The 23,520-nt window shown below is 66.9% G+C and carries 22 protein-coding genes and 2 pseudogenes; 7 read left to right on the top strand and 17 right to left on the bottom strand.

Annotation, left to right across the window (positions count from 1 at the left end):
• Position 1 precedes the first annotated feature (1 nt).
• From ME121_RS06430 to ME121_RS06410, 5 genes are read left to right on the top strand one after another with little or no spacing between them, the layout of a single operon-like run.
• On the top strand, positions 2–835 hold the full coding sequence (locus ME121_RS06430; protein WP_012329802.1) for an ABC transporter substrate-binding protein: 834 nt from the start codon (positions 2–4) through the stop codon (positions 833–835).
• Complete coding sequence (locus tag ME121_RS06425; protein ID WP_012329803.1) at positions 832–1,878, top strand: FecCD family ABC transporter permease; 1,047 nt, start codon at positions 832–834, stop codon at positions 1,876–1,878. The genes ME121_RS06430 and ME121_RS06425 overlap by 4 nt, the downstream gene beginning before the upstream one ends.
• On the top strand, positions 1,875–2,690 hold the full coding sequence (locus tag ME121_RS06420; RefSeq protein ID WP_059408527.1) for an ABC transporter ATP-binding protein: 816 nt from the start codon (positions 1,875–1,877) through the stop codon (positions 2,688–2,690). The genes ME121_RS06425 and ME121_RS06420 overlap by 4 nt, the downstream gene beginning before the upstream one ends.
• A complete protein-coding gene (locus tag ME121_RS06415; RefSeq protein WP_059408526.1) occupies positions 2,668–3,633 on the top strand; it encodes a DUF6925 family protein in 966 nt (321 codons plus the stop codon). The genes ME121_RS06420 and ME121_RS06415 overlap by 23 nt, the downstream gene beginning before the upstream one ends.
• 11 nt (positions 3,634–3,644) lie before the next feature.
• Positions 3,645–4,175: an AAA family ATPase gene (locus tag ME121_RS06410; RefSeq protein ID WP_059408525.1), complete on the top strand. Its 531-nt coding sequence runs from the start codon at positions 3,645–3,647 to the stop codon at positions 4,173–4,175.
• Positions 4,176–4,390: 215 nt separating this feature from the next.
• Here the strand turns inward: ME121_RS06410 and ME121_RS06405 are convergent, their stop codons facing one another.
• From ME121_RS06405 to ME121_RS06360, 10 genes are all read right to left on the bottom strand, one after another.
• Entirely contained in the window at positions 4,391–5,023 is a 633-nt protein-coding gene (locus ME121_RS06405; protein ID WP_012329807.1) for a tyrosine-type recombinase/integrase, read from the bottom strand.
• A 194-nt stretch (positions 5,024–5,217) separates the two neighbouring features.
• Positions 5,218–5,727, bottom strand: a complete 510-nt coding sequence (locus ME121_RS06400) for a hypothetical protein (protein ID WP_059408524.1) — start codon at positions 5,725–5,727, stop codon at positions 5,218–5,220.
• A 2-nt stretch (positions 5,728–5,729) separates the two neighbouring features.
• Positions 5,730–5,939: a TOBE domain-containing protein gene (locus tag ME121_RS06395; RefSeq protein WP_059408523.1), complete on the bottom strand. Its 210-nt coding sequence runs from the start codon at positions 5,937–5,939 to the stop codon at positions 5,730–5,732.
• A gap of 276 nt (positions 5,940–6,215) precedes the next feature.
• Complete coding sequence (locus ME121_RS06390; protein WP_059408522.1) at positions 6,216–6,710, bottom strand: cupin domain-containing protein; 495 nt, start codon at positions 6,708–6,710, stop codon at positions 6,216–6,218.
• 514 nt (positions 6,711–7,224) lie between these two features.
• On the bottom strand, positions 7,225–9,714 hold the full coding sequence (locus tag ME121_RS06385) for a TonB-dependent siderophore receptor (protein ID WP_059408521.1): 2,490 nt from the start codon (positions 9,712–9,714) through the stop codon (positions 7,225–7,227).
• A gap of 166 nt (positions 9,715–9,880) precedes the next feature.
• On the bottom strand, positions 9,881–10,879 hold the full coding sequence (locus tag ME121_RS06380; protein ID WP_012329811.1) for a FecR family protein: 999 nt from the start codon (positions 10,877–10,879) through the stop codon (positions 9,881–9,883).
• Positions 10,880–10,981: 102 nt separating this feature from the next.
• On the bottom strand, positions 10,982–11,527 hold the full coding sequence (locus ME121_RS06375; protein WP_012329812.1) for an RNA polymerase sigma factor: 546 nt from the start codon (positions 11,525–11,527) through the stop codon (positions 10,982–10,984).
• A gap of 423 nt (positions 11,528–11,950) precedes the next feature.
• Entirely contained in the window at positions 11,951–13,942 is a 1,992-nt protein-coding gene (locus ME121_RS06370) for a conjugal transfer protein TraG (RefSeq protein ID WP_012329821.1), read from the bottom strand.
• Positions 13,939–14,136, bottom strand: a complete 198-nt coding sequence (locus tag ME121_RS06365; RefSeq protein ID WP_059408520.1) for a conjugal transfer protein TraD — start codon at positions 14,134–14,136, stop codon at positions 13,939–13,941. The genes ME121_RS06370 and ME121_RS06365 overlap by 4 nt, the downstream gene beginning before the upstream one ends.
• The gene (locus ME121_RS06360) at positions 14,120–14,482 is read right to left on the bottom strand and encodes a TraC family protein (protein WP_012329823.1); all 363 of its coding nucleotides are present in this window, start codon (positions 14,480–14,482) and stop codon (positions 14,120–14,122) included. Before ME121_RS06360 ends, ME121_RS06365 begins: the two co-directional genes overlap by 17 nt.
• Positions 14,483–14,754: 272 nt before the next feature.
• On the opposite strand from ME121_RS06360, the pseudogene ME121_RS33370 reads away from it, so the two are divergent.
• Positions 14,755–15,078: pseudogene (locus ME121_RS33370) on the top strand (MobA/MobL family protein); the annotation flags it as partial.
• Between the two features lie 49 nt (positions 15,079–15,127).
• On the opposite strand, the gene ME121_RS06355 reads toward ME121_RS33370, so the two are convergent.
• From ME121_RS06355 to ME121_RS06345, 3 genes and pseudogenes are all read right to left on the bottom strand, one after another.
• The gene (locus tag ME121_RS06355) at positions 15,128–15,445 is read right to left on the bottom strand and encodes a DUF736 domain-containing protein (RefSeq protein ID WP_012329781.1); all 318 of its coding nucleotides are present in this window, start codon (positions 15,443–15,445) and stop codon (positions 15,128–15,130) included.
• Between the two features lie 365 nt (positions 15,446–15,810).
• The gene (locus ME121_RS33365; RefSeq protein WP_306419129.1) at positions 15,811–15,987 is read right to left on the bottom strand and encodes a type II toxin-antitoxin system VapC family toxin; all 177 of its coding nucleotides are present in this window, start codon (positions 15,985–15,987) and stop codon (positions 15,811–15,813) included.
• A gap of 229 nt (positions 15,988–16,216) precedes the next feature.
• A pseudogene (locus ME121_RS06345) lies at positions 16,217–16,420 on the bottom strand (type II toxin-antitoxin system VapB family antitoxin); the annotation flags it as partial.
• A 420-nt stretch (positions 16,421–16,840) separates the two neighbouring features.
• Here ME121_RS06345 and ME121_RS06340 point away from each other — a divergent pair.
• Positions 16,841–17,320 (top strand): Ros/MucR family transcriptional regulator, encoded by a 480-nt coding sequence (locus ME121_RS06340; RefSeq protein WP_059408519.1) that lies wholly within the window; start codon positions 16,841–16,843, stop codon positions 17,318–17,320.
• Positions 17,321–17,364: 44 nt separating this feature from the next.
• Here ME121_RS06340 and ME121_RS06335 read toward each other — a convergent pair whose 3' ends face one another.
• The 4 genes from ME121_RS06335 to ME121_RS06320 all read right to left on the bottom strand — a co-directional run bounded on the left by ME121_RS06335 (position 17,365) and on the right by ME121_RS06320 (position 23,351).
• Complete coding sequence (locus ME121_RS06335; protein ID WP_059408518.1) at positions 17,365–19,449, bottom strand: ParB/RepB/Spo0J family partition protein; 2,085 nt, start codon at positions 19,447–19,449, stop codon at positions 17,365–17,367.
• 918 nt (positions 19,450–20,367) lie between these two features.
• The gene (locus ME121_RS33360) at positions 20,368–20,652 is read right to left on the bottom strand and encodes a hypothetical protein (protein ID WP_143739235.1); all 285 of its coding nucleotides are present in this window, start codon (positions 20,650–20,652) and stop codon (positions 20,368–20,370) included.
• 91 nt (positions 20,653–20,743) lie between these two features.
• Positions 20,744–21,724, bottom strand: coding sequence for an ArdC family protein (locus tag ME121_RS06325; protein ID WP_012329777.1), 981 nt, complete (start codon positions 21,722–21,724; stop codon positions 20,744–20,746).
• Between the two features lie 289 nt (positions 21,725–22,013).
• Entirely contained in the window at positions 22,014–23,351 is a 1,338-nt protein-coding gene (locus ME121_RS06320) for an FAD-binding oxidoreductase (RefSeq protein WP_246753158.1), read from the bottom strand.
• Between the last annotated feature and the right edge of the window lie 169 nt (positions 23,352–23,520).

The raw sequence follows: 23,520 nt of genomic DNA, 5'->3' as shown, positions 1-23,520 counted from the left end.
GATGCCGTCGCGCCTCGTAATCACCTTTGCGGCCATGATGTCCGCCGTATCCATAGGCGCGGCGGCGGCACCCGTGCGGGTAGTCTCGATGAACCTGTGCGCCGACGAGCTCGTCCTGCGGCTGGCGGACCGCGACCAGGTGCTGGCGGTCACCTATCTCGCCCGCGACCCGCGCGGGTCGACGGTCGCAAGCGAGGCGGTCGGGCTGCCGGTGACGCGGGGGCTCACCGAGGAGGTCGTGGCCTTGAAGCCCGATCTCGTCATCGCCGGTGCCTTCACGACCCGCACGACGGTGGGCATGCTCAAGCGCGTCGGCGCCCCCGTGCTCGAACTCGGCGTGCCGGCCGACCTCGACGGCGTCCGCGCACAGATTCGGCAGGTCGCGGCGGCGCTCGGCCATCCCGAACGGGGCGAGGCGATGGTGGCGGCGCTCGATGCGCGTCTTGCCGCCATCGTGCCGGCCAGGCGGCCTCTACGCGCCCTGGTGATGCGCCCGAACGCCTTCACGGTCGCGCCCGGCGGGCTCGGGGACGCGCTGATCCGCGCAGCCGGCCTCGTCAACGTCTCGGCCGAGATCGGGCGTGACCGCCTCGGGCAGGTGCCCCTCGAAGCCGCGGCGCTGGCGAACCCAGACCTGATTGTCGTCGATGAGGGCGCACCGGGCTCGCCATCGCTCGCCGACACACTCCTGCACCATCCGGTTTTTCGGGCTCTCGCGCGGGCGCATCGAACGGTCGACATCCCGAACCGTTTGTGGACCTGTCCCGGTCCTCAGGTCGCGGAGGTGGTGGCGCGCCTCGCCGAGACAGCGAATACGCAGGCGCCTCAGCCATGAACGCGCCGGTCACCTCGCTCCGTCCAACGGCCTCCGGTCGCCATGGTATGCCGCGCGCCCGGCGAACCGTCATCGCCGTCCTCGGGCTCACCACTCTCGCGCTGACGCTCGCCTCCATCGCCATCGGCTACGCGCCCTTCGACGTGCCCGCCGCCTTCGCGGACCTCGTCGCCGGTCGCACGACGCTGCCGGCCCTGGTCCTGTGGGAGCTTCGCATCCCGCGCGCCCTGCTCGGAGTGCTGGTCGGCTTCAGCCTCGGCCTGACCGGCGCCGCGATGCAGGGCTACTTGCGCAACCCGCTCGCGGACCCCGGCATCCTGGGCATCTCCTCCGCGGCGGCGCTTGGCGCGGTCATCGTCTTCTACGGCGGCCTCGCCGGCACCATGAGCCTCGCCCTGCCGCTCGGCGGCATCGCCGGCGCCGGCGTCGCCGCGTTTCTCCTGAACGCGCTCGTCGCCCGCGGCAGCAGCACCCTTGGGCTGATCCTCGCGGGCGTCGGGCTGTCGAGTCTAGCCGGAGCCCTCACCGCGCTGGCGCTCAACCTGTCGCCAAACCCCTACGCGGCCCTGGAGATCGTGTTCTGGCTGATGGGCTCGCTCAGCGACCGTAGTCTGGACCACGTGCTCCTGTGCCTCCCGCTGATGGCCGTCGGCTGGGCCCTGATGCTGTCGACCGGCTCCGCTCTCGACGCCCTGACCCTTGGCGAGGACACCGCCGCGAGTCTCGGGGTCGGCCTGGTCTCCGTGCGCCTGCGTCTCGTCACCGGTGCGGCCCTGGCCGTCGGCAGCGGGGTCGCGGTTTCCGGCGCCATCGGCTTCGTCGGCCTCGTCGTGCCGCATCTGATGCGGCCCCTCGTCGGTGCCCGCCCCGGCGCGTGCCTGCTGCCGAGCGGCCTCGCGGGGGCGGTCCTGGTCCTTGTGGCGGATATTGGCGTGCGCCTGCTCGCCACCAGGCCCGAACTCAAGCTCGGCGTGGTGACCGCTCTGGTTGGGGCGCCGTTCCTGATCGTGCTGCTCCTGCGCAGCCGCGGGAGGCAGGCATGAGCCTCGACCTGCACGACACCCAGGTGACGCTGGATGGACGAACCATCCTCTCGGACATCGGTCTCACCCTGGAGCCCGGCCGCTTCGTCGGGTTGGTTGGCCCAAACGGAGCCGGCAAGACCACACTGCTTCGTGCCATGGCGGGGCTCATTGACCCGACGCAGGGTCAGGTCACCCTCGACGGCCGTCCATTGTCCGGCTTGGCCCGCGAGGAGCGTGCCCGCCGCATCGCCGCCCTGTTCCAGGGTGCGGGGGTTGGCTGGCCGATGACGGTTCGCGAGATCGTGGCGCTCGGCCGGCTTCCGCATCGTCGTGCATTCGCATCCCTGGCCGAGGCCGACGAGATGGCGGTGGCGCGGGCGATGGCGCGTACGGACATTGCTCATCTCGCTGATCGACCCGAGCCGACTCTTTCCTCGGGCGAGCGCATGCGCGCGTTGCTCGCCCGGGCGCTTGCCGTCGAGGCGCCGTGGCTTCTCGCCGACGAACCGGTCACGGCCCTCGACCCAGCACACCAGCTCGACGCGATGGCGCTTCTGCGGGGCGTCTCCCGGGACGGCACCGGCGTCGTCGCCGTGCTGCACGACCTGACGCTCGCGGCCAGGTTCTGCGACCGCATCGTCGTACTGAACGGTGGCCACCTCGTCGCGGACGGCACCCCGGAGATGGCCCTGACCGACGTCTTACTGACCGAGGCGTTCGGGATCAGGGCTGAGCGGGGCTGGGCTTGCGACGGAACACGATACATCCTGCCTTGGGCGCGGTCCGGGGCTACGACGGAGGAACGCGATGACGTCACCATCACGGGCTGACGCGGTCACGACCTTGTTGCGCGAGGCGTTGGCCGATCCCGGCACAGCCTGGAGCCTCGGCAGCTTCGGGGCCATCGCCGAGTTCATGCGTGATCCCGACGAGGCCACGTTGCCGCTGCCGGACGGGCGCATGGGTCTGGCGACGGAGCGGGGCGCCATCGCGCTCGCTCCCAGTCACGACTTACGTCCGGTGGCCTATGAGACCGCCGTCGCGACCGGCTGGAACCACGCCGTCGCCCTTTGCCTGCCGGAGGCGAGTTGCGCGATGAACCGGCGCGGCGTGGTGACGGAACTCGGCCCTGATCGGGACGCCGCCCGCGAACGGGACCGGGATGCCATCCTGTTCGACCTGGGTCTCGGCCTCCTAGCGATCGATGCCTGCGTGCGCACGAGCGACCCTGGGACCATCGCCTGTCTCCGATCCGGCGTCGGGCTTCCCCTGTTCGACCCCGCGAGCCCGATCGGTCGCCAACTCGTGGCGCTGAGCCCCCACCGGGTGTTCCTCGCCCGGATCGGCCGCATCGAGGTTTACGCCCCGATCCCTGGACCCGGCGGCACCAGCCCGGAGGGGCCTCACACGCACGTCTTGCCCAAGCTCCTGCGCGGCGGCCGCACACACGCGGCGACAACCCCGATTCCGGCGGGCTGGGTCCCCTGCGCCGGCATCCATCCGGGGCACCCCTACAAGGACATGATGGGCCAGCGCATCCCCTTCGACGTCGCCCGGCACGATGCCTTCCGGGTCCTTCTCAACCGCTGGGGAGACCCGGACTTGCTGGCAGCCAAGCGCGGCGGGGACCTCGGCCCAGACAGCCTCGTGTCGAACCGCCACGCGCAGGCTGCCCGCCGTGTCGCCGAGGTCCAGGCGCGCTACCTGCGCGGTGAGACCGTCGAGGCTGACCTCGAGCTCGACGAGGACGAGCACGCCGCCAACCATGACTGACCCAGCGCTCCATGGACGTTGAGGCCTCCCCGCGCCGGCAGAGGGTCGTCGGGCTGATCGGGTGCCCTGGCGCGGGCAAGACGACCTACGCACGCCGGTACGACCCTCTGCAGGGCTGGGTGCACCTCACCTTGGACGACCTGCGCCAGACATTCTGGCCGCCGGACCGTCAGGTTTACTGGCAGGTGCGACGGACGGGCTGGGACGAGGGAGCTCGCGGGCTCCTCCACGGCGTGAAGGTCGCTGCCCTGGATGCCGCCCTGGCGGCTGGGTTCAACGTGGTGATGGCGGACACCCACCTTACCCGGGAGGTGTTCGAGGCCGAGCTTCAGGTCATCGAGCAATACGGTCTATCGGTCGAGTGGAAGGTATTCGACCTTTCCTGGGAAATGCTCCTCGCGCGCAACGAGGCCCGCCGTGAGATCGACCCGTCGCACTGTCAGCCGGAGTATGTCCTACGGTTAGCCTACGAGGCATTCCGTGCGTCTGGCGCTTGGTGGCGTTCGCTGCCTGCGGATCAGGTCGAACTCATCGAACCTTGAAGGGTGCCTGCTGCGGCAGCCGGCGAGATCGGCTGCTCACCGGAGAGCCGTCGCGTTCAGCTGAGCGGCCGCAATAGGCTCATCACTGCTGGAGCAGCGGCGGAAAACACTTCCGCTTTCGGGGTCGTTCGACCGTTCGTGTACGACTGCGTTGGGCGCATTGCTGCTGGGCTGGTCTCGGAGCCCCTCGACGCAGAAGCCGAGGGGCCGAACGCTCAAATCTCTGTCCCTTCGGCCAGGGTCAGAGCATCCTCAACATCCACACCGAGGTACCTGACTGTGCTCTCGATCTTGGTATGGCCGAGCAGGATCTGAACCGCCCGCAGGTTGCCGGTCCGCTTGTAGATCAACGACGCCTTCGTGCGGCGCAGGGAGTGGGTCCCGTAGTCCTCGCTACGCAGCCCGATGCCGGTGACCCACTCATCGACTAAGCGCGCATACTGACGAGTGCTGATGTGCGTCACGCCGTCGAGCCTGCTGGGGAAGGCAAAGTCGTCGAGTGTTCCGCCCCTGGCCTCCAGCCATGCCAGGATGCTGGCACGGGCGGGTTCGAGCAGCTCGAACTGCACCGGCCGTCCGGTCTTGCGCTGGATGACGATCGCCCGGCTACGGACGCGACCGCCGCTGACCAGGTCGCCGATCCTGAGTTTGACGATGTCGCAGCCGCGCAGCTTGCTGTCGATCGCTAGGTCGAACATTGCGCGGTCGCGCGTGCGCCGTTCGCGGTCGAGCCAGAACCGGATGGCCCAGACCTGCTGAGGTTTGAGGGCGCGCTTGGCGCCGAGCTTGCGGCCAGCGTTCCAGGCTGGCCGCCCTTTCGTGGCCGGATCGTGTGCAGAGTGTCCCATCGTCTATCTCCTCGCCGGCCCGTGCCGACGAGGCGAGAAGAGACCCGAACCGAAGCTTCGTAGAGCGGGCATATGCAGACGTTCCGTTGGCGACCCAATCCAGCCGCCAGAACCGCAGTCGGCGCTTCTGCAAAGCGGCCATTCACTCTTCGACCCGGGTAGGCTCGCCGAGGATCCCCCACGCAGGGGTGCAGCTACTCGGCGTTTAGGAGGTCGAGCTTGATCTGCGGGCTCGACGCGCGGCTGATCTCGATCGTCACAGCACCGGCGTCCAGGGCGAAGCGAACGCTCTTGCGCACCTCTGGGCAGCCCTTCTTTCCGCTGTGGGCCGAGGGCTTGATGGTGGAGCGGCCATCTTGGCTGACATCGATCCAGGCCTCGTCCGAAAGCGTCACCTGATACATCCCAGCGGCTGGCACCGTAGCGGTCACGAAGTCTGCAAAGGTTTCGGGCTTTGCTTCCTTCTCGGATGGGACCGGCAGCGCGACTTCCGCGGCTGGCTTAAGGGCGATTTGCGCCGCGCCGACACTGCCCGATAGCGCTGAGCCGGACGCGAGCGCGGGCAGGCCCGGCGCGCCGAAAGCGGCACGCTCCCGCGCCACCGACCATGCGAAGCTCGCGCAGGCCGGGGCATCCTCAGCCCTGGCCGTGTTGACTGAGAGGGCCACGAGCCCGGCGGCGAGGATGGCGCGGGAGATGATCATCGTTAGTCGACCGCGATCATGACATCGGATGCCTTCACAACGGCATAGGCATCCTGGCCAACCTTGAGATCTAGCTCGTCAACGGCTTCGTTTGTGATGGAGGACGTCACCGTCGTACCGTTACCGACATCAATGCGCACGTGGGCGGTTGTTGCGCCTTTGGTGATCTCGACGATCTTACCCTTGAGCCGGTTACGAGCGGATATCTTCATCTCGTTCCTCAGAGCCTACTGATTGATGGCAATCCAACCTATCGCTATATCTGTCTGGATATGACGGCAAGCCCAGAGCCAATCCGCTGCCAGCCCACTTGGACCGAGCAAAGGACAGAGGGCAGCGGCAGCAATGTCCGCATCAGCGCCAGGCCGCATCAAAGCAGATGGGTGGATGGCTCCCGCTCCGACTGACGGCATCTCGGTGCCAAGATGTGGTCGCTGTCGAAGCAGCAGCCACGCTCATGCAGGAGCCATCCCCACGACGGATCAGATCTACTGAACCGACTTGCTCGGGTCGTCGGCGGGGTTGATGTAATTCAACCCGAAGGGCCCAGAGCCATTCACCTGAAGCTCTACCGGCTGCTCGGTGGTCCAGAGCGAATGCGGCATATCCTTAGGCAGGAACACGAAGCCGCCCGTGCGCAACTCCTTGCCTTTCGCCCTGTCGATGGTCGTGCCGTGCTCGTGATAGATCGAGCCCGAGAGGATCGTCAGCGTCTCGGCTTCGGAATGGGTATGGGGCGCGATCACCGTGTTGGCGGGAAACTTCACCCGCAGGACAAAGGGGCCGGGCTTGCTCGGATCGCCCGAGACCATGCTGATTTGCGTGCCCTTCGGTAGGTTCGGCGGTCCCGGTTGATAGGCCGCGCTCGCGGCATCCGGCAGGGTAACCGCGCCGTGCGTTCCATGGTCCTCCGCGAGGCCTGCGCCCGTGCTGGCGATCAAGACCGCGAGACCGGTGGCGATGGTCCGAAGGCGTTTAGTCATGGATCGTTCCCCCCGTCCGCGACGGACTCGATGACCAGTTAGCGCACAATCAAGTTTTGGCCACTCTGACGGTGTCGGGGCCATCGACTCGCTCTCCCCCGCCACGCTCCCTCCAGGCGTTCGGCCGAGTTCAGAGAGCGATCCCACCGCTGCACGGGCCCAGCGCGGTGCCCTAAAGCGACATTTTGACGTTACAGTTGCTGAAAGTATCGGGATCGGGTGCGACGGCGATGTCTGCTTCTTCGCTTATCCGCTCGAGAGCAGTCAGGCAGAAATCCACCCTTCTGAGACGTTCATCCAAACACTAGGCTGCGGCAGATGCTGGCCGCAAGCTGCCGATCCGCTTCGGAGAAGGTCCGCGGGAAAAGCGGACGGCCTGCTACCGACCCATGTCAGCCGTTCAGACAGTCAATGGGACCTCCCGAAAGCGGCCATTCATCAACCGTCGGGCAACGTCGGCTTTCGTAGAGTGCCACCATCGGGGTGCAAATCAGCACCCCGACTTTTAATGTTACTACCAGCGATAGCGCAGTGTCGCCAGGATTGTCTGCCGGTTGCCGTAGTAACAGCCGGTCGCCGCGATGCAGGTCGTCACGTAGGTCTTATCGAACAGGTTCGTCGCGTTGACCGCCAGATCGACACCTTTCAGGGCAGGGTAGCGGTAACCGAAATCGTAGCGGATCGCGGCATCCACCAGCGTCACCACCGGGATCCGGTAGAGATTGGCGTTGTCGCCGACCGAGGTGCCGATGTAGCGCACACCGGCCCCGAACCCGAAGCCGGCCCAGGGTCCGGTCCGAACGGTATAGTCGAGCCACGCGGCCGCTTGGTGCCGCGGCACGAAAGGCAGTTCGTTGCCCACGATGCTGGTTCCAGCCGCGTTGGCGTTCGCCCGTGTGAACTCGCTGCGCATCGCGGCGTAGGAGGCGATCAGGTCGAGGCTGTCCGTCAAGCTCGCCTTCGCCTCCAGCTCCACGCCACGGACGCGTGCCTCGCCCGCCTGGGTGTTGAAGCGGAAGTCCGAGCTGTCGGGCGTCAGCACGTTCTGCTGGGTCAGATCGAACACGGCGCCCGTGATGAGCAGGTTGGTGCCCACGGGTTGTGCCTTGATGCCGGCCTCGATCTGCTCACCGGTGGTTGGCGCGAAGGGGGATCCGAGCCGGTTCGTGCCGGAGGTCGGCAGGAAGGACGTGGCGTAGCTGACATAAGGCGCGAGGCCGCCGTCGAAGAGGTAGCTCAGTCCGACACGCCCCGTGAAAGCTGCGTCGTCCTGTCGAACCTGGGTAGTCGCGCCAGTTGCCACCGTGCGGGTGCGGGTCACCGCATCGGCCCAGTCCTGCCGCCCGCTGAGCGTCAGGGTGAAGCCGCCGATGCGGATCTCGTCCTGAGCGTACAGGCCCGTCTGGTTGCGGCCCTGCGTGATCCGCGTGCCGACCGGCGGGCGCGTCACGGTGTTGGCGTACACCGGCGCGAACACGTTGATCGACGGCACGATGCGCAGCTGCGACTCGTCATAGCGCGCATCCTCGCGCAGGTAGTCGAGGCCGATGAGCAACGTATGGGCGAAGGGGCCAGTGTGAAAGCGCGCCTCGGCCTGGTTGTCGATGTTGAAAAGGTTCGCGCGTTCGGGGAAGGCCCAGGCGTAGCGCGACAGGGTTCGCCGGTCGGCGCCGAGGGCGATACCCTGCACGCGCTGCGTGTCGGTATCGACGTGCGAGAAACGCAGGTTCTGCCGCACGGTCCAGACGTCGTTGAAGCGATGCTCGAAGGCGTAGCCGACGAAACCCTGCTCCAGGCGGAAGCGGTCGTAGTTTGGCTCGCCGATGAAGCGGCGGGTGGGAATGCGCCCCAGCGGGTTGGCGTAGAGGGTGCCGAGCGTTGGTAGGGCTTGAGGTGCGCCGCCCCCGGGCGAGTCGATCTTTAGGTACTGCGACAGGATCGTCAGGCTGGTGTCGGAGTCCGGGCGAAACGTCACGCTCGGCGCGATGAAGACCCGGTCTTCCTCCAGGAAATCGACCTGCGTGCCAGTGGTGCGCGCGAGACCGGTGAGCCGGTAGAGAATGCGTCCGTCGGGATCGATGGGCCCGGACAGGTCGAACGCGCCCTGGACGCGACCGAAGCTGCCGGTCTGAAGCTGGATCTCGCCGAGCGGAACCGAACTCGGCCGCTTGCTGACCAGGTTCAGGAGCCCGCCGGGCGAGTTTTGACCGTAGAGTCCGGAGGACGGCCCCTTCAAGAGCTCGATGCGCTCCAGCCCGTAGGGTTCGATGCGCGGTTGCGAGTAGCCGCGGGCGCCGAAGGGTAGGCGCAGGCCGTCGAGATAGCGGCCAGGCACGAAGCCCCTCACGGTTAGCCAATCGACCCGCAGATCGGTGTTGCCGTACTGGCCGATGACGCCGGGGGTATACTGAAGCGCCTGAGTCAGCGTCTGGGCCTGTCGATCTTCGATCTCCTTTCGGCCGATCACGTTGATCGCCTGAGGGGTATCGAGGATCGGCGTGCCGGTCTTCGTAGCCGTCGCGCTGCGGCGCGCGACGTAGCCGTTGACGGGACCGACCGCGCTCTCGCCCATCACTTCCAGCATGTCGAGGGTGACGGCGGTCCCGTCCTGTTCGGGCAGCACGGCCTCGGCCACGACGCGGATCAGGGTCGCCGAGCGCGCGCTTGTGAAGTGCGGCACCAAGCCGGTCCCGGTGAGCAACCGCCGCAGCCCCTCATCACGGCTGTAGCGGCCGGACAACCCGGTAGAGTTGAGCCGCCCGGAGGTCTGGGCATCGTAGATCAGTTGCACGCCGCTCGCCGACGCGAAGGCGGCCAGTGCCTCGTCCAGGGGACCGGCCGGGATCGTGAAGACTACTGCCCCGTCCTCAGCTGGGTGCGATGCCGCGACGCGAATAACCGGCCTGATCGCCTGCCCGAGATCCGGTCCCGCCGCAATCGCCGACGAGGCCGGACTCGGGATGGCGGCGACGAGCACCGCGAGACCGCTCAATCCTGCCGCCATCCGACGTCCGTCTCGTCCTGCACCGCGTACTGCGTCCCATGCGTCCCGCCCGCTCATCAGCCCACCGTCCCCGCGCGGCGTGCCGCCGCTCATCGGCAGGTCGTCCGTGCCTGCCCGGGTGCTGAGACGTCTGGGCTGGCGAAGCCCGCAAAAAAACTTGTGGCTGCTAGCGCAGGAGGATGAGGCGCTCGCCCAGGCGGTACTCGGCGAGGCCGAGCGCGGTGCGGATGCTGGTCAACGCCTCGTCTGGCCGGTCGAGATGGAATACGCCTGTCACGCGGCGCGACGCGGCCACGCTGCCGGCTAGCACGATCCGTCCGGGCCGGTAGCGGTTGAGATCGTCCACCACCGTGGCGAGCGGGGTATCCCGGAAGACGAGCAGGCCGCGGCGCCAGGCTGTCGTGGCGTTGTCCAGGGGATGCGGGGCCGCCGGACCACGTCCGACCGCGATGCTGTATCCAGCGCGAAGCAGGGTCGAGGCTGCCGCGTCGCTCTCCCTGACCTCAACCCCCCCGGCGAGGCACGAGACCGTGACGACTCGGCCGCCGAACCAGCCCGCTGCGTCGGGCGCCGGACGGCAGCTGACGGCGAGTTCGCCGGCGGATCCACTGGTCGTCGCGCGCATGCCGGCGGCCTGCACCGTCACCGGCACGCCGTCCGTGGCGGTGACCGCGACCGCGCCGGTGTGGAGGCGCAGCACCGGCCGCCGGTCCGCACCGCCCTCATCAAGGGACGTCTCGGCATCGAGTTCGAGCCGCGTGCCATCCGCAAGGATGATCGTCCGGAGCTCACCGGTGCCGGTGCGGTAGGTCGCGCTGAGTTCCGGCCAGCGCAGGGCGACGGCGCCGCAACCCGCAGCGATCGATGCGGCTCCGACCCCCCAGGCCGCCCGGCGTAGGACGTGGCGGCGTGTCGGCCGGGCGGAGGTCTGCCGGCCGGTCACAGCCGCTCCCCCGTCGAAGGCACGCCCCGTCAGTTGCCAGAGGCGGGCGGCAGCCAGGAACGCGGCATCGTGCTCCGGATCCGCTCGCCAAGCCGCACATTCTTCCGCATCGGCCTTTGTGGCCGAGCCCGATGTCAGGCGGACAACCCAGGCCCGGGCCTGCCCCTCGATGCGGGCGTGCGCCGCGTCGCGATGCCCGTTATCGTCGTGGGCCGTCGTCATGCTCTCCGCAAACGCTCCACTCGGTGTCCGTACCGCCGCTGCGGCTATGCCATACGCCCATTGCCCCAGTCATTCGACGTTCCGGGCCGGTCGCCCCCGCAATCACGGGTTCGGGGGCCGCCGGCCGAGCCGCTCGGCGCAGTGATCGAGGGCCATCCGGATCTCCCCCTCCACCGTCCGGACCGACACGCCGAGACGGCTCGCGATGGCCTGATGGCTCAGGCCATTCAGCCGACTCAGCCGAAACGCCTCGGCGCGTCGCGGCGGCATCTCGGCGAGCGCGCGGGCCAGGTGCTGCCCCTCGATACGCGCCTGCGCGGCCCGATCGGGCCGCGCAGACTCGTCGGGCACGGATAGAAGGGCATCCACCTCGTCGGGCGTGAGGAGCCGGTTGCGGCGGCGGGTTGCTCGGCCATGGTCGGCGACCACATTGCCTGCGACATGGAAGAGAAATGCCCTGTCGTTCCGAATGACGCCGGGGTCCGTACCGCTCTGAACCATACGTACGAAGGTTTCCTGAACCAGGTCAGGTGCGTCCTCTCGGCCAACTCGGTTGGTGAGGAAGCGCAGCAGCGCAGTTTGGTAGGAGCGATAGAGCAGACCGAACCGCGCATTTCGCTCGCTCTGGGTATCGGAAGCCGCGGCCATGAAATCGATCCGATGCACCGCACCGTAGCGGCTGCGTCGCAAGCGGATCTGATCGCAACTCCCCAGCTGAAGGACTATGACGCAGAAACCACACCAAAGATTATATCGCAATTGTTTGGAACTGATATAACTTCAAGTAGATTGCAGCTCCTACTAATGAGCGGTATCCTCGCCGATACGACAACATACTGTTTCTCGTCTTGCGCAGCTTGGGGCAGCGCCTGGCATCGGTCCGAAGCTTTGACAATGAAATCAGTCGCAGGCGGGCGCACAACAGGGTCTGCTTAATGCGTTCTGCGCTTGGGAAGCGGACAGTCGCATATCCACCCATCGCGGACATCCCCATGACCAAACAGATCAAGCCCAGGCCCTGAGGCGATTTGGCTTGGTTGGACTGGGCGGTAAAAGAGGCTCAGCATATGTCTACGCTGCATCTTCAGATCCGATGGCCGTCCGCTCTGTCGCCACGTCTATCGGGTGGCCGGCTTTGGCGAACCGGTTCTGACCGCACAACGCTACCATCTCGGGGCGGCGGAAATAGATCGGTCGGCCGCAGCGGATCGGGGCGATACCGGCCACGAACAGGAGCTGCTCATCCCGGCGCATGACCGACATGATCTCATCCGGGAAGATCAGCGGGCGCTTCTGCAGCGCGGTCGAGGCCGACACGCTCACACCGCCCCCGCCTTTTCCGCCGCCCGAACGAGCTTGCTGGCTGAAGGACACGATATTCTGCGTATAGGACCCGCAACGCTCAGACAGCCACTTGGCCGTGTCGAGGTCAGAGATCGCGCTGAAGGACTGCCAGGACGTCGACTCCAGCCACGCCGACAGCGCGTCCTTTCCGCCCCATTGATCGCGCAGCTGACCGATCGATTGGTACACCATCACCATGGTGATGCCGTACTTCCGGCCGGCATCCCGGGCCGTCTCGATGATCTTCATGTGGCCGAGGCGGGCCGCCTCGTCCATCAGGAATGCGACCCGTTCCCTGACCCTGCCGTCGGCGTTGTAGAGGGCATTCAGCAGGGCGCCGAAGATCACCCGGGCCAGGCCGGAGTGGTTATCGAGGGTCTTGATGTCGAGGCAGACGAAGACATCCATGTCGCTCGTCGCCAGGTCCTGGCTGGAAAAGGATCCGCCCGAAACGAGGCCGGCATAGCGCGCATAGGACAGCCAGTCGGTCATCTCCGAGGCCGTGGAATAGATGCCCGAGAACGTCGTCTCTGTCATGGCCATGAACGGACCGAGCGCCAGCCGTGCGAATGAGCCTTCCTCCTCGGCATCGACGATTTCGCGCAGCCGCGCCCGAAAGCGCGGCTCGTCATCGGAAATCATCTCCCGCATGGCGCGCAAGGTCCGCGGACCCTCATAGGATGCGTTGAGGCAGATGTATCCGAGCAGCCCCCGCAGGAGCTGCTGGGCGGAGTTGCGGAAGAACGAATTCGGATCGTCGCGCGTCACCTTTCCGGTCGTCATCCAGGATGTGACGGCGGCGATATCCTCCTCGGGACTTCCCAAGCCCGTGCCGATCCAGTCGAGCACGTTGAAGCCGCTGTTCTCCTCGTTGGGATCGATCCGGATCACCTTGCGTTCGACGCCCGGCTTCATCTTCTCCCGGAACTTGCTGACCATCGGATGCACCTCCAGCGAGGGATCGAGGACGACAGCATTGTGCGGCCAGCGCAGCAGGATCGGCACGACGAAACCGGTGGTCTTGAAGCCACCGGATCCAGCGAAGACGAGGCCGTGGGTCGAACCGAAATTGCAGTTGAAGCCCATCAGCGGACGCTTGCCACCCGAGCCCCACGTCTTGGCATCCGAGGGGTCGAACACCCGGGTTGCCCGATCGTCCAGATCGACCCTGTAGCGCTCTCCGATCGGCATCAGACCGTCCGGCGGAAACAGTTCGGCGACGTGCTTCATCTTCGCCCACTCTGCGTCACCGAAGGCCGCCGAATTCGAGCGCAACGGCCGATCGTAGCCGCGCGCCGTGCGCCGCACCTTCACCAGGGAAACGAGCGGGGCCACGATCACCACGAACAGCGCGAACATGCATCCGCAGAACAGCGGCACGTCGACGAAGTGGAGGATCTGGCCGACGGGATAGGCCGGCGAGAACCGGCTGAGACGACGGACCTCGTCAAATACCGTCCAGCCGATGAGGCCGAGCAGGACCAGGGAGCCGACTCCAGCGACCACCCGGCCGAGGTCGGTCTTTCTCGACAAGCCTGAGGCGCCCATCAAGAAGATCGCCGGCGCCACGATCGTCGCCACCCGGCAGGACCGATAGGCGAGCGTGTAGCCCGGATTATACGGGAAGCACCACAGCATCCAAGGCCAGATGACTAGGAGCATGACGAGGTAGATCGCGAGGATTGCGGCCGCGATCGCCGCAGCAGCCCACCACTTCATTCCCGGAATGCATTTTCTCCGAGCCGCACGAAATGCTCGGCGGTGTCGGGATCCCGGGCACGCTCCTTTCCATCCAAGAGCAGGCCGAGAAGCTGATCGCGTGGCATGGCGGCAAGTCCTGCCTTCACGATCAGACCGCCGAGCTGGATCTTGAGGTGCGCGTCGGTGCGCCGCTCGTCACGCCGCGCGTTCACGAGCTGTCTTTCCAACCGCCGCAGGCGCCGGATCAGTCGCTGCCTCGGCGTCGCTCGCGTCCGTCGAGGAGCTTCCGGGATCGCCGATCCCGTCAGCTTCGCTTCCTTCTCCTTGGGACTCCTCTCCGGTCTGTTGTGGCTCGGCAGCGGCCTGCTGGCGAAATCGCGTCGCCAGGATTTCGAACTCGGCCATCAACGAGGCTTCAGGAATATCCAGCGTGGCGAGACCGGACCTGAGGGCGAGGCGCCCGATCCGCTCGGCCTGTGCCTTGTCGTGCTCTTTCAATTTCTCCTGGAGAGCGGCGATCTCCTTGAGGATCGTCTTACGGGATTGCAGCCTTGCCATGTCGTGCAGGATTCCATGACCACGGGAAGAATGTGCGATCACAGGATAGCAAGCGTCCCGCCCGATGCGAAGTGATCTGCTACGTGGATCGTTCAGATATTCTGCATCTCTCAAAGATTTGGTGGCAGCCGGCCGCACCATCTGACAGCTTGCCGTTGCATCGAGCGAATTGATTTTGTGTGGATTTCTGGACCGATAGGGATCGAGTCTATGCAGATCTACGGCGCATAGTGCCTCTGCGTGATCCCGGAGCTTTGGCGAAGGGCGCACTTATGGGGAAATTCTTGATTTCCCCGCTGGCAGTGCTATCCAAGCCCTCGGGGGCGGGCTTGGCGATCTACCATCTCAGCGCGCAGATCATCAGCAGAGCCGAGGGCCGAAGCGCCGTCGCCGCGGCCGCATATCGGCGCGCCACCGAACTGACCTGCGCGGCCACCGGTCAGGTGTTCGACTACGGCGCCAAGGAGCATGTCACCCACGCCGAGCTTAGCCTGCCGGCCGAGGTCCCCGCCTGGTTCCGTACGGCCATCGACGGCCGCGACGATCGCGGTGCCTCCGAGGTGTTGTGGAACGCGGTCGAGGCCAAGGAGGGCCTGAAGGGCACCGGCCTCGCGATGGAGATGAACATCGCTCTAGGCAAGCCGCTCAGTCGCGGCGCCCGTTGGGCCGAGACCAGATCAGCGTCGCCGTGTCGCCCTGCTCGTCGTCGAAGAGCTTGGCGTAAATCGGGGCGGGGAAGCTGGGATCGTCGAGCTTCAGGCTCAGATACTCGCGCTGCTCCTCCGAGAGCTTGGTCCAAGCCGCTCCGATCTCGGCTCCGCGGGCGTAGATCCGGTGGCTCGGGGCATTCTCGTTCATCGCCGTGTTCGGGACGAGGCGGACGTTGCGTGCCCTGACGGTGAGGGTGACGATCTCGCCGACGTAGCCGTCCTGGGTGCGGGTGAAGGTGCCGATGGTCGCCATGGTGTTTCCCGTTGCCTGTCGCCGAGCCCGCGACCGCCGCGGCCTCGATGGCGATCGGAAAGCCGGAGGCGGCCGGCGCCGCACCTGCCCCATGGGGTCCCCACGCGGCTCGCCGCGTGGGGTGGGGTGTGCAGGCCGAAGCGCAGCGGAGGATGGCGGCCGGGCGGGTTTCTTGCTTCGCGATGGAATGCCGGACTCGGCCCCCGCAGAGGGGCGGAGCCAGCACCGGAAGAAACATACCCGGCCGCCGTTGCGGCCAGACGGCCGAGGCGTCAGCGGACCCGGCTAGATCAAGCCATCGTCAGAGGTCGCGTGGTGAGCGGGCGGTCGAACAGGCAGGAGGGGTCGCAGGCGAACCGTCGGCCTCACCCGGCCTCGATGTCGGTGAGCGGGAAGTCGTCGCCCTTGTAAAGCAGCGGGGGCCGGTACGTGCAGGCACAGTCGCAGTCGAAGCGGTCGCCGATGTTGAGGGCCCCTGGATGCCGGCATTTGCCGAAGCGGTCGTAGGCGTCGAGGGCACTGATCGCGGCCCCGGGCAGCACGGCCAGGACTTGGATGCCGGCGAGGTCGAGATACCCCCTACCGCATTGCGCGCCTCGGTGATCGGCAGGTCGAGGATGCGGGCCACCGCTACCGCGGTCTCCCACACGGCCAGGGGCGAGGTCATGCGTCGGCGCGCCTGCTGCAGTCGGACCCCCAGGGCGCGGGCATCCGCTTCGTCGGGGAGGATGGCTATGAGCGCGGAGGCATCAACGAACATCGGTCGCCCCCTCAGCCACGCTCGAACAGCCCATCGATGAACGCCTTGTCGACCCGCTCGGGATCCGGTCCCGCACGCGTTCGAAGCTGACGGGCGAACGCCGCGGATTGCTCCCCGAGGTGGGCCTTGCTTTTTTCCCGGGCGATCTCATTCTGGAGTGCCTGCCGGACCGCTTCGGTTTTGTTGGTGCCCTTGATCGCCATGAGCTCCTCGGAGAGCGCGTCGACGCTCTAATCCCTGACGAAGAGGGGCATGGATATCTCCTTCAGATATTCCGGATTGCCGAAATAGATATCCCCCTCGCCGCTCCAACGGCAAAGCGGGCAAGGCAGGGGATCACGACGAGTCGACACCGGGCATCGCAAGCCCAGTGGTGGCAGCGCCGATGCTCAGACATCTAAAGGATCGAACGCGCGGAGGCTGGGATGCTCTCGAAACCGCCGTCGATTTCGTTCGATCACTGGGAACCTCTGATCGCGAGCCCAATGCTCCATTGAACCGGGCCAATGTCTGCAAGCTTTTGCGGCTGAGATAGCCTCGCGCGATCCGTCAGGGTACAGATGTCGAATTGACGTGCCCTCCGGCCACAGATCACATCGAGCTATTGTCTCAGATCCAGGAGTCGCTTCGACACCATGAAGACCGATGATCCGCGCCCGCGGCCGATCATAGAGCTGGTGACCGATATCGTGGTCGCCTATGTGGCGAGCAACTCCGTGCGGGCGGGCGAGGTAACCCGCATGATCGGCGCGATTCACGCGGCTTTGGCCAAGTGCGGCGCGGCCGCGGACCCGCAACCCGGGCCGAGGCTCACGAAGGCCGAGTTCGCCCGCTCGATCACCCACGAGGCGCTGATCAGCTTCGAAGACGGCCGGCCGTACAAGTCGCTCCGCCGCCATCTCGGCAAGCGTGGTCTGTCGCCGGACACGTACCGAGAGAAGTGGGGCCTGCCGCCCGACTATCCAATGACGGCGCCGGGCTACTCCGAGTTCCGCTCCGCCCTCGCTCGGAAGCACGGCCTCGGACGACCGGTCGCCGAGGCGAAAGAGCGGCCGGGACAATCTGTGGCCGCTGTTGGGAAGCGGAAGCCCGGGAAGCGGCGGATCGCGGCCTGAGGGCGGCCCCGAGCGCCGATGCGGGCGCCCCGGATACCGGCGGCTCACTCGGCTGCGACGGCGTGGAACGGCTCGTCCGGCACCGCCGAGATACCGTCGGACAGATCCAGGCGCAGCGGTTCCGGCAGCCAGCCGGTGTCCGCCAGCAGGCGCTCAGCCTCCCGCGCCATATCGGCCTTCTTGAGATGGTCGATCCGCTGGGCCTCTCGTTGGCCCGCACCCTCGCGCACGGCTTCGAGGATGCGAGCCTTGGGCACCCGGCCGAGGTAGGTCGCGACCGTGGGCCGCCACCCTGCCGCGGCCATGTCGAGGCCGGTCGCCCGCGCCAGTCGATCGGCTTGGCCGAGGCGAACTTTGAGGCCGTGCTCGGAGACACCAAAGCCGCTGTACGGGTTCGGCTTCTCGTACTGGGCGTTGAGGCCGAAGCTGACGCAGTGCGCCAAGAGTGCCATCCGGCTCGCCGCGTCGAGGCCGGCCAGCCAATCCCAGAGCGCATCGTCATTCTCAGGCACCTTAGCGGCCCAGGCCTCGTGGCGCTCGGCGATGGAGCGGCTGGAAGCGCAGTCAGCCAGATCCTCGGTCGCGGACATGAGATGCGCTTCTCGGACCGTGACCTGAAGGCAGCCCGTCGCCGTGGCATGGTGGAAGGCATCCACCACGAGCTTGTGCAGCAGTGCCGTCAGCGCGACCTCCGGGTTGCTCGCCAGCGCCTCGCGCAGGGCCAGTGTGCGGTGCGCCGTCAGCTCGGCGAGGAGCCGGTCCGGTAGCGGTCGGATGCCGTCTTCCTTCTCCGGTTCGGAGTCGACCGGGTAGCCACCGATGGTGATCACGCTACGCTGGATCGTGGGCATGGCGGCGGCTTCCGTTGAGCCCAGTGCAGATTGGCCCTGCTCGCTCTCGGTCTGATCCGGCTCGGCGACACCCTGGCCATCGGCGGCCGGCGGCTCATCCTCGGGCCGGACATAGCCGCGCTGGATCTGGAGCCGGCCGTCGTGACGGATGCTCACGAAAGCCCCTGCCCGCGCGATCTCGGCCGGGACGTAACGGAGTGGCCGCTCGGCGAGCTCGTCGAGGGCTTCCTCGATCTCGCCGAGGCGTTCGTCGACGGCGTCGGGGAGTTCGGCGCTGTCATACGCGTCGAGGAGCTTCTGCTGCTCGACCTTCAACGCGACGATGGTTGCGCGTTCCTCGGCCGTGACGTCGACGATCTCGCCCTTGAGGTGGCGGAGGCCGATCTGATGGCCGTAGGGGAGCGCGGGCGCTGCCTCGACCCACTTCCAACCCTCGGCGGCGATCTCGGCGGCGGCGGTCTTGAGTTTAGCGTCGACGAGGCGATCGAGGAGTGCGACGTCGTGCAGCCAGCCGCCGCCGTCGGACTGGAACAGGTCGCGCAGCATGACGCCGCCCGCAGCCTCGTATGCCTCGACGCCGACGAACAGGGCGCGCTTGTCGCCGGCCGGCACCGTGCGCTCGGTGAGCCTCTGGCGGATCTGGTAGGGCTCTTTCTGCCACGATCCGCGGACCGCCTCCCAGACCTGGACCTGACGGGCGTGATCGTCGGTGATCGTGAAGGCCATGAGCTGCTCCAAAGTCATGCCGTCGTCGGCAAAGACGTCGAGGAGAGCCGGAGCGACCGCGGTCAGGCGCAGGCGCTGCTTGACCACCTGGACCGGGATGGTGAAGGCCGCTGCGATCGTCTCCTCGGTCATCCCCCTGTCGAGCATCACCTTGAAGGCGCGGAACTGGTCGAGCGGGTGCAGCGGGGCACGCTCGATGTTCTCGGCCAGGGAGATCTCCTCGGCCAGAACGGCGCTGCTCGGATCAGAGACGATGCAAGGGATCGGTGCGGTCCGGGTGAGACGCTTCTTCTTGATCAGGAGCTCCAGAGCCCGGTAGCGCCGTCCGCCGGCGGGCACCTCGTACATGCCGGTCTCCCGACCGGCCTCGTCGAGCACCGGTCGGACATGCAGGCTCTGGATCAGGCCGCCGCGCCGCTCGATCGATGCCGCAAGATCCTCGATCGACTCGCCCGCCTTGACCTGTCGGACGTTGGACTGGCTGAGCACCAGCTTGTTGAAGGGGATTGGCTGGGCGGGTGCGAGGGTGAGCTTCTGAGGGATGTTGGCCATCGTCTGGATCTCCGCGACGGGCGCCGGGGCCTCTCCCCGATTCTCGATCCCGTCACGAAGCGAAGCGCCCCCTCTCACTCTGGAGGTGGCCGATCGTCATCGCGGATCAGCCCGTCCAACTTTCCGCTGAGGGTGTCGAGTCGATCGCGACAATCGGCACTGTCTTGGAACCAGATCTCGATCTCAACGAGATCAAGTGTATCGATATAGGCACTCGAAGGCACTGGGCATCCGGACTCGCGGATCACTCAAATGTTATGCTGATAGCGCCAGACCCGTTCCTCGATCGGAAGATCCGGCGGATGAGGCAGAAGCTGTTTTTTGTCCATTTCGGCATCGGGATCTCCTACACGTTGATCCAAACTCGATTGTAGGACCATCAGCGATAGCATATCGTCACAAATCGAATTCAGTCTGCAGGAAGCGGGCGGGTATCTCCTCCTCCCTTCCCTGCCAGACGACGTGACCGACTTTCCCAACCGTTACGAGGCCCCCTCCCCTTTGCGATAGAGGCGGAGGCGAGGCCTCGAGGTTTCGACAGTCAAATTCGGCCGTGGTGGCGCTGAAGGCCGGAGGCGAGCAGTGACCGATCAGATTGCGGTCACAGGCACCCGTCGGCCGCCTGACGCGATGGCGTGACAGGCCGAGGTGGAACCACTCGTAGGCACGCTGCTCTTCGGCCGATGGCGCCTGCCAATGCCGGCAGTGCTTGCACCGGCCGGTCATCGCGCGGTGGCCCACCGTTGTGTCCCGGTTGTGGGATCATGGCCGCCCTCCCCGCCCCTGCAGGTCCTCGCGAAGCCAGATCGGGGCGATGCAGCGGCGGATGCGGACCTGCCGCGTATCGGCCGACTATGCCAAGTGCTCGATGCGATCGGGATTCGATGTCGCCCGGACCAGGGTCGGGGTATGGAAGATCTACGGTGGTCGGGTCGGATCGAGGCGTCCGACGGCGATCTGATGGAGCAGTTCGGCGAGGTAGCTTTCGTCAGCCGGATACAGGCATGTCCGCCACAAACTGCCGATCGTGCGGCGCAGGTCCGGTTCCAGGGCGAAGGGCCGCGCGCGAGCCCGGCGCCAACCAGCAGCTCGTTCCCGGCGTCGGTCACGCTCGGCCCCCACCCATCGGACGGTACGCAGTGCCATCTCCTCGTCCGGATCGTGCTGTGTGGCGGCGATCTGGTCGGCGAACAGGGATAGCACCTCGCGCTCACGGCGCTGCTTGTGCAGGAAGGCCGCCCGCTTGCAGGACGTATCCTTATAGGCTCGGGTCTATGCCTGTGACAGAAGCGCATCAGGCTGGCCCCTGATGAGCTGCAGCACCGGCAGCACGGTCGTCCTCTTCCGCTACGACGGCCTCAAACCCGCGCAGGCGGCCGAGCAGCCAGTCTGCGGCCTTGCTGGCCTGCGACGCGGCCCGGACGATCGCACGGTTGTCCTCGCGCAGCACCTCCAGCCAGGCGCCGATGTAGTCGGCATGGCGAACCGTCGGGACGATGCCGAGGCTGGTACAGACGAAAGCCGCAGAGATCTCGGCCACGAGCTCCTCACGTGCGTAGCAAGGGCTTCCGTGGCGGGTCTTCATCAGGCGGTCCAGGCGCGAGGCGTGGCCGGTGGCGTGCGACAGTTCGTGGGCCGCGGTCCGGTGGAAGTTGATCGACTCGTGGAAGGCCTCCGGCGGCGGCAGCACGACGACATCCTGGCTCGGGCTGTAGAGTGCCTTGTCACCACCGATCCGGATGGTGACACCGGAGGCGTCCATCAGCTCGCGGAAACGCGGGACAATCAGGTCCTCGCGCGGCGGACGCATCGGTGAGGAGAGTTCGTCCGGCAGACCTTCGCACTGGGCGACGTTGAAGACCGTGAAGCGCTTCAGAAAGGGTATGGCGCGGGCGTCACCGCCTTCGCGATCGGCGCGCCAGCGCTCGTCCTTGGGCGTGAACCGGGCGGCGTAGACCACCATCGTGCCTTGCTCGCCGCAGCGGACGGAGCCGCCGAGCGCCCGGACCTGGTTGAAGGTGAGCCAGCGCTGGGTGGCGTAGCCGTGGGCGACGGCGGCGTCCCAGAGCAGCATGACGTTGATGCCGCTATAGGCCCGGGCCGTACTGGCGTTGCGCGGCATCGCGATCGTGGCCGTTCCAGGCCCCCTGCCCCAGGGTTGGACCCACGGGACGCAGCCGGCCTCGAGCTGGGCGATGATCCGGTCGGTGATCTGCTGATAGAGGTTGGCGCGCTCGGCCGGGGCGACAGGCGCGTCGGAGATTGCAAGAGCCATCTGGGTTCTCCGCGACGGCCGCCGGAGGCCTCTCCCCCGGTCCGATCCGTCACGCGGTGCCCTGCTCTCCTCTGACTCTGGCCCCGACCAGGGCAGACGAGCTGCAGGCAGCTATCCGGGAAGAGAAAGAGGACCAGCGCGCTCGGACGGAGGCCCTACACATCGGAGCACGACGGCCCGACTGATGAAATCGCGGCAGCCTGCGAGCGGCCCGACCCTGATATGTGGCCAGCCGACAGGTATGAAAGCGAGATCACGGATGCGGCCTAGCCCGCGCTGGACGTTCCGGTCAGATCATCGCCCCCGCATTCATGAATCCATGCGGATCAATGGCCTGCTTGAGAGCGCCGAGTAGGGCCAGGCGGGTCGGATCGCCGTAGCGGCTCAGCAAGTCGCGCTTGAACCGGCCGATGCCGTATTCGGCGCTGAAGCTCCCGCCGAGGTCGAGCGCCACCGCGTAGACCGCGTGAGCGACGCCCGCCTCGATCTCTCGCGTGAAGGCGATCCGATCGCGGCCCGGCGGCACCATCAGATTGAAGTGAATGTTGCCATCTCCGACATGGCCGTAGACCGACAGACGCGTGCCCGGAGCATGCGCCTCCACGACCGCGCCGGCCTGGTTCAGGAAGTCGGCGACCGCCGAAGTCGGCACAGCGATGTCGAGCTTGACCGATCCGCCGGCGTGCTTCTCCGCCTCAGGGATGGTCTCGCGGATCGTCCACATCTCGCGCCGCTGCCGCTCCGACTGGGCGAGCGCAGCATCCTCGACGTGACCAGCCTCGATCAGCGCTTCCAGAGTGCCCGAAAGGATATCGTCGAGCGGGATGCGCTCCGAGGATGCGGAGAGTTCCAGCAGCACCGCGCCGCCGGGACCGGACGCGAGCCCGAGTTCGGCGCCGCGCATGTCGGCGACGAGACCCAGCGATGAGGCCGAGATGAGCTCGAAGGCTGAGGCGAGGTCAGCGGTCTCCCGTCGGACCAGAGCGGCGATCGCCGGGATAGGTGCGCCGGCCGCGAGTTGCACCCAAGCCGTGGCACGCCGTGTCTGCGCGGGCCAGAGCTTGAGCACCACCCCGGTCACGATGCCGAGCGTACCCTCGGCGCCGATGAAGAGCTGCTTCAGATCATAGCCGATGTTGTTCTTGCGCAAGGTTCGCATGTCGGAGAACAGCGATCCGTCCGGCAGCACGACCTCCAAGCCGAGCACGAGGTCCCGGGTCATGCCGTAGCGTAGCACCTGCAGGCCCCCGGCGTTGGTTCCGACGTTGCCGCCGAGACGGCAGCTGCCCTCGGCACCGAGGCTCAGCGGCAGCAGACAGCCGCGTGCCTCGGCAGCCGCCTGCGCGTCGGCGAGGATCGTGCCGGCGTCGCAGGCAAGAGTGAAGCCCGTCGCGTCGACGGATCGGATCCGGCTCATCCGCTCGAGCGTCACGACGAGCTGCCCGCGGCCGGGTTCGGGCGTGGCACCGCCGACATAGCTGGTGTTGCCTCCTTGAGGCACGAGGCCGAAGCCGAGGCGCGCTGCCAGACGGACGATTTCCTGGACGTCTTCGGTCGAGCGCGGGCGCAGGACGCCAGGCGTCTGCCCCTGCATCAACGCGCGCTGATCGTGGGTGTAGCGCGTCAAGCTGGCGGCATCGGTGATGAGGCCGCCCTCGCCGAGAAACTCGTGGAAGGCGGATAGATCTGGGGATGGCGAGGACAACATCCGGGTTGGCGCGGCTCGTGGCAGGAGGTGAATGGGATCGAGGCTGACGCCGTCAACCCGGCGCGGCAGGGGGCAGCCACTCTATCCG

This window comes from Methylobacterium sp. ME121 (assembly GCF_000974725.1).
Classification (GTDB): domain Bacteria; phylum Pseudomonadota; class Alphaproteobacteria; order Rhizobiales; family Beijerinckiaceae; genus Methylobacterium; species Methylobacterium radiotolerans.
Note: the sequence above shows the minus strand (reverse complement) of the source record. Positions and strands in the feature narration are given on the sequence as shown.

What these genes read in the sequence shown, in the direction of transcription:
- ME121_RS06430 (WP_012329802.1), top strand. Translation starts at nt 2, where the DNA reads ATGCCGTCGCGCCTCGTAATCACCTTTGCGGCCATGATGTCCGCCGTA.
- ME121_RS06425 (WP_012329803.1), top strand. Translation starts at nt 832, where the DNA reads ATGAACGCGCCGGTCACCTCGCTCCGTCCAACGGCCTCCGGTCGCCAT.
- ME121_RS06420 (WP_059408527.1), top strand. Translation starts at nt 1,875, where the DNA reads ATGAGCCTCGACCTGCACGACACCCAGGTGACGCTGGATGGACGAACC.
- ME121_RS06415 (WP_059408526.1), top strand. Translation starts at nt 2,668, where the DNA reads ATGACGTCACCATCACGGGCTGACGCGGTCACGACCTTGTTGCGCGAG.
- ME121_RS06410 (WP_059408525.1), top strand. Translation starts at nt 3,645, where the DNA reads ATGGACGTTGAGGCCTCCCCGCGCCGGCAGAGGGTCGTCGGGCTGATC.
- ME121_RS06405 (WP_012329807.1), bottom strand. Translation starts at nt 5,023, where the DNA reads ATGGGACACTCTGCACACGATCCGGCCACGAAAGGGCGGCCAGCCTGG.
- ME121_RS06400 (WP_059408524.1), bottom strand. Translation starts at nt 5,727, where the DNA reads ATGATCATCTCCCGCGCCATCCTCGCCGCCGGGCTCGTGGCCCTCTCA.
- ME121_RS06395 (WP_059408523.1), bottom strand. Translation starts at nt 5,939, where the DNA reads ATGAAGATATCCGCTCGTAACCGGCTCAAGGGTAAGATCGTCGAGATC.
- ME121_RS06390 (WP_059408522.1), bottom strand. Translation starts at nt 6,710, where the DNA reads ATGACTAAACGCCTTCGGACCATCGCCACCGGTCTCGCGGTCTTGATC.
- ME121_RS06385 (WP_059408521.1), bottom strand. Translation starts at nt 9,714, where the DNA reads ATGGCGGCAGGATTGAGCGGTCTCGCGGTGCTCGTCGCCGCCATCCCG.
- ME121_RS06380 (WP_012329811.1), bottom strand. Translation starts at nt 10,879, where the DNA reads ATGACGACGGCCCACGACGATAACGGGCATCGCGACGCGGCGCACGCC.
- ME121_RS06375 (WP_012329812.1), bottom strand. Translation starts at nt 11,527, where the DNA reads ATGGCCGCGGCTTCCGATACCCAGAGCGAGCGAAATGCGCGGTTCGGT.
- ME121_RS06370 (WP_012329821.1), bottom strand. Translation starts at nt 13,942, where the DNA reads ATGAAGTGGTGGGCTGCTGCGGCGATCGCGGCCGCAATCCTCGCGATC.
- ME121_RS06360 (WP_012329823.1), bottom strand. Translation starts at nt 14,482, where the DNA reads ATGGCAAGGCTGCAATCCCGTAAGACGATCCTCAAGGAGATCGCCGCT.
- ME121_RS06355 (WP_012329781.1), bottom strand. Translation starts at nt 15,445, where the DNA reads ATGGCGACCATCGGCACCTTCACCCGCACCCAGGACGGCTACGTCGGC.
- ME121_RS06340 (WP_059408519.1), top strand. Translation starts at nt 16,841, where the DNA reads ATGAAGACCGATGATCCGCGCCCGCGGCCGATCATAGAGCTGGTGACC.
- ME121_RS06335 (WP_059408518.1), bottom strand. Translation starts at nt 19,449, where the DNA reads ATGGCCAACATCCCTCAGAAGCTCACCCTCGCACCCGCCCAGCCAATC.
- ME121_RS06325 (WP_012329777.1), bottom strand. Translation starts at nt 21,724, where the DNA reads ATGGCTCTTGCAATCTCCGACGCGCCTGTCGCCCCGGCCGAGCGCGCC.